Here is a 469-nt window from a genome sequence, read left to right on the forward strand (position 1 = left end):
GTACCAGGTGACGTGCGGGGTGAGCACCACGTTGGGCAGCTCCAGCAGGGGATTGCCCGGCGGCACGGGCTCCTCGGCGAAGACGTCCAGGCCGGCCGCGGCCAACTGCCCGGTGCGAAGCGCCTCGACGAGGGCGGACTCGTCGATGATCGGACCGCGCGCGGTGTTGACGACGACGGCGCCGGGCTTCATCGATGCCAGCGCTTTGCTGTCGAGCAGTCCGCGGGTGGCCTCGGTCAGCGGGAGGTGAAGCGAGACGATGTCGCTGGCGGCCAACAGATCCGGCAGGGTGCGCCATTGCGGATGGCCGGTGTCGCGGGTGCTGGTGTGGATCACCTGGGACGGATCGGCCCCCATGGCGACGACGATCTTCTCGACCCGTTTGGCCACGTTTCCGTACCCGAGCAGGCCCACGGTGCAACTGCCGAGGTCGCGCACGGTTTCGCCGAGGCTGTGGTCAGAAGGCCAA

The 469-nt window shown here is 69.1% G+C and carries 1 protein-coding gene; it reads right to left on the reverse strand.

The features are described 5' to 3' along the window. Positions 1–438 (reverse strand): NAD(P)-dependent oxidoreductase (locus tag RNC47_RS36540; protein ID WP_311605169.1); only part of this gene is annotated, 438 nt, incomplete at its 3' end. Positions 439–469 lie beyond the last annotated feature (31 nt).

Origin of the sequence: Streptomyces millisiae (assembly GCF_031845425.1) — a bacterium.
GTDB classification, from domain to species: Bacteria; Actinomycetota; Actinomycetes; order Streptomycetales; family Streptomycetaceae; genus Streptomyces; species Streptomyces millisiae.